Below are 3,535 nucleotides of genomic sequence, written 5' to 3'. Positions count from 1 at the left end.
CATCGCGCTCGCGCGCGATGTCTTCGATAAGCGCTACTGGAAAGAGGGAAGTCAGTCGCCGTCGTATGAGTGTTGGAGAGAGTTCTGTTAGCACAACCTCTCTCTACGCGGTTTCTGAAAATAACCTTATCAAGACAGCACCGTCTGCCGGTTTCGCTCCTTAACCGAACACGGATGGAGTCGGGAGTGAAGTCAATCTCTACCGTGCAGTTCCGAGTCAATCGGTTCGATTCTAACTAGCCATCACCGCTGCAACGTGCTTGGGCTCGGCCCACGAATACTTGTCTGTGACCGCGTCAACAAACGCGTCGTAATTGGTCCATCCCTGTTCATCGAGCATGAGCCCCACGTCAATGGGGAAATGGCGCAGCACGCCACTCATGAACTTTGAGAGGCGGATGCGTTGATTCTCGTTGAGAATCTGCCGTCCCGTATCACCACAGGCAGGGCACACTTCGCCCGTAAAAAATCCATGGTCATCACAGACTCGTACCATGCACAAGTCTATCGCCGGACGCGACTATTGTCTTGCGACGACTATCACTTGTAGACGGCGTCGAACGATTCCTCACGAGGATTGTCTGTCGTTAGTATGAGCTACTAACCGTGGTTCCCTTTCTGTCTGAAGTAGGAGCGATGGAACTGACTCACACTGAAAGCAGCGGTTCGTGAAAATCTTCCTCGTATCTATCCCTTGTTGCGAGAACTACTTAAACGAGAATTAGTCAGTGGTCGTCGCCCTTCTTGACGTGGATTGACCCACCACACTTGCTACAACAGTACTGCTCAGGGTTCCGGACGGTTTTCGAGCATCGATACCGAGCAATCCGCCCGCCGCAGTCCTCGCACACCAGCCACCACTTTGGCGCGGTGTAGCGTTCGCAGTGTTGCGAAGTATCGAGGGCGTCCGTCCAGCGAGTGAATGTTGCGCCGTGGTCCGCGTCACCGAACTCGTGATACTGCCAGGCGTGGATGAGTTCGTGGCGCACGGTTTCGCTGAATTGCTTCCAGCCTTGTTGTTCGTGGGCCGTCCAAGTCAACGCAATCGTGACCTTCTCAGTTGTAGGTTCATACTTCGTGACGCCTACCTGCTGTTTCGTACGGTGGGACACCTCCCAGTCGGTCGCTTCGACGGGCAGATCTGGGAAGTGTTCGGCGGCGACGTTTGTTGCGTGCTGTTGTACTTGGTCGAGGAGGGCCGTCGGTGTCTCGGGTGTATCGTCGGTCGTAGCGTTCTAGCTTTCGGTGAGCGTTCGCTGGTCGGCAATCTCCGAGAACGTCAATTGGCGTGCCATGGATAAAAAAGACTGAACAGTAGTTAGTTCGGCAGTTCTTTTCGTCCGGTTCTTACGCACGGCCAACACGGGAAGTCCCCGAGGCCGTCACAGTCGCAATCCTCTGGCTCGGCGTCTTCGTCCTCGGAGGGGAACGCATCGAGCGTGCCGTCGTCGGTTGCGTTTGCAACAGCGGCCATGTGTTTGCAGAAGGCGTTGCGGTGGACGTGATGCGGGCACGTGCAGGCCATCAGTTCCTCGGTCACGTCGTCGATGGAGATTGTGTACTGGTGGTCTGCGGGGTTCTCGTGGCTCTCGTTGGTGACTTCTACTAAGCGGACTTCAACATCGAAAGGGAGCAACTATCAGAAATTAATACCCGACGAATTCGTTGAGTATTCTAAATTCCTCAGAGGAAAGGATAACTTCGGTGGTTAGCTCATCAAGCCGATCGAAATCGTCATCTAAGGTGAGTATTGTTTCCGCCCCCTCCTCAATAGCAACTTGTGCATAGTACCCATCCCAACCATCGATATTCATCTCACCTGCACATTCAAAGCCAGCTCGAACAGTGTCTTCAGAGAGTTCCTCGCACCAATGAATTCGCTTTGCATCCATGAATCGTTGCATGAGCGCAGAGGCTCTCTCGTTCGAAAAACCATAAACAGATGAGAGGATGTGATGAGCGCCAATAAGAGATGCATGCGGGACGATTGCCTGTATCTCTCCAGCGATTGCTTGTCGGACGTAGGTGAGCGCCACATCGCTGACCGGTGTCCCTGCATGTGCGAGTGCAGTTACTCCAACATCGAATAGATACGGTTCATCACTCATCGATCGTCTCTTCGCTATTTGCTTGCCGTCGAATAGTGTCGACGTGGTGCTTGGCTTCGACATCTAGCTCGTCATATTCGGGTTGATCTCTGTGTGCCGCGGCATCTTCGATGATAGTTTCGAGATCAGCGATGATTTGATCGGGATTGTCCTCTGGTTCGATGACTGCCTTGCCGTCTTCTTCGTGGATTTCGACTTCGGTGCCAGGTGTAATTCCGAGACGTCGGCGGACGTTTTGTGGGAGAACAATTCGTCCCTTTGAGTCTACTTTGGTCATATTCCCACTTACGGTGGGAACCAATTTAATCGTTTTGACTCCCATGGTGTTTTCACTACCCTCGCGAGAGTCACTACCAACGAAACGGATGTCCGAGTAGGGTTAGTTCGGCAGTTCCTTTCGTCGCGTTCGCACACACGGCCAGCACGGGAAGCAACCGAGGCCGTCACAGTCGCAGTCTTCTGACTCAGCATCGTCTTCGTTCTCCGATGGGAATGCCTCGAGTGTGCCGTCGTCGGTTGCGTTTTCGACGGCGGCCATGTGTTTGCAGTAGGCGTTGCGGTGGACGTGGTGCGGGCATGTACAGGCCATCAGTTCGTCTGTCACGTCGTCGATGGAGACTGTGTACTGGTGCGCTGCGGGGTTCTCGTGACTCTCGTTGGTGACTTCGACCGTTCCGGGGGCATCGACGTCGAAGGAGAACTGTTCGGCCTGTGCGCGTTTCTGTGCCGTCTCGTCAGCTTCAAGAGTTGGGGTGGTTCCGGTTGTATGGTCTTTCGAGCCTGGCATAGGAAAGACCAGCGTCAGGTGGTTCAGCATCCGGCGCGGTTCTCCGCTGATCAAGCCATGCAGCGATACGGCTACATCCCATTGCGCAAGTCGTCTACAATGGATTGGATGCCATCGCTTTCTGGAGATTGTGCATGAAGCTTCCTGAAAATCCCGTGAAACCCTCAGTTAACGCGTTCTCGAACAGAGTTTGTATATTGTCATTTATCCTTGGATTTTTCCCAGTACGCACGAAGAGTGTACATCACCACTAAATGAGACTAATCAACAAACTCAAACAGCTATTCACTACGAAAAGTGATGCGTCCTTTGAATGCCAGCTGTGTGGTGAGACCTTCGACACTGCGGAAGGAATTTGCCCCAAGTGTGGCGGTCAAGTCACGAAACAGGGTCAACAGTCATCCGACAATCAATTCGGTCGCTGATGACGCGCGTATTTGTTGTTGTGGGTAGCTAACTGCCATTCAATTCATCTTGCGCTTAGTTACAAACTAGCCCGTACATCTCAATCGTGCCAAGTATCGCTAGTTGTCCACTCTCTCGATAACTGCATCGGCAAAAGCTGCGCCTCACACGGTAAAGACCGCGAAATGAGACGAAGACTGTCTTGGATGCTGGATAGGGCGTGAATATGTTGAAT

6 protein-coding genes and 1 pseudogene are annotated in these 3,535 nt (G+C 53.0%); 1 reads left to right on the top strand and 6 read right to left on the bottom strand.

The features are described 5' to 3' along the window. Nucleotides 1-232: 232 nt before the first annotated feature. The 6 genes and pseudogenes from ACR3FF_RS26290 to ACR3FF_RS26265 form a co-directional block, all read right to left on the bottom strand. Nucleotides 233-496, bottom strand: coding sequence for an RNA 2'-phosphotransferase (locus ACR3FF_RS26290; protein WP_458191039.1), 264 nt, complete (start codon nucleotides 494-496; stop codon nucleotides 233-235). A 229-nt stretch (nucleotides 497-725) separates the two neighbouring features. Beyond that, a pseudogene (locus tag ACR3FF_RS26285) lies at nucleotides 726-1,154 on the bottom strand (SprT-like domain-containing protein); the annotation flags it as partial. 164 nt (nucleotides 1,155-1,318) lie between these two features. After that, nucleotides 1,319-1,636 (bottom strand): SWIM zinc finger family protein, encoded by a 318-nt coding sequence (locus ACR3FF_RS26280; RefSeq protein ID WP_458191038.1) that lies wholly within the window; start codon nucleotides 1,634-1,636, stop codon nucleotides 1,319-1,321. A 10-nt stretch (nucleotides 1,637-1,646) separates the two neighbouring features. Next, the gene (locus ACR3FF_RS26275) at nucleotides 1,647-2,108 is read right to left on the bottom strand and encodes a type II toxin-antitoxin system VapC family toxin (protein ID WP_458191037.1); all 462 of its coding nucleotides are present in this window, start codon (nucleotides 2,106-2,108) and stop codon (nucleotides 1,647-1,649) included. After that, nucleotides 2,101-2,385 carry an AbrB/MazE/SpoVT family DNA-binding domain-containing protein gene (locus ACR3FF_RS26270; protein WP_458191036.1) on the bottom strand — a complete coding sequence of 95 codons (285 nt, stop codon included), beginning with the start codon at nucleotides 2,383-2,385 and terminating at the stop codon, nucleotides 2,101-2,103. The genes ACR3FF_RS26275 and ACR3FF_RS26270 overlap by 8 nt, the downstream gene beginning before the upstream one ends. 102 nt (nucleotides 2,386-2,487) lie before the next feature. Further along, nucleotides 2,488-2,895 carry an SWIM zinc finger family protein gene (locus ACR3FF_RS26265; RefSeq protein WP_458191035.1) on the bottom strand — a complete coding sequence of 136 codons (408 nt, stop codon included), beginning with the start codon at nucleotides 2,893-2,895 and terminating at the stop codon, nucleotides 2,488-2,490. Between the two features lie 254 nt (nucleotides 2,896-3,149). Between ACR3FF_RS26265 and ACR3FF_RS26260 the strand changes: the two genes are divergently transcribed. Then, nucleotides 3,150-3,320, top strand: a complete 171-nt coding sequence (locus tag ACR3FF_RS26260) for a DUF1272 domain-containing protein (protein ID WP_368411909.1) — start codon at nucleotides 3,150-3,152, stop codon at nucleotides 3,318-3,320. Nucleotides 3,321-3,535: the final 215 nt, after the last annotated feature.

The organism is Haladaptatus ordinarius (assembly GCF_054177595.1).
This window is presented reverse-complemented; position numbering and strand designations above follow the sequence as displayed.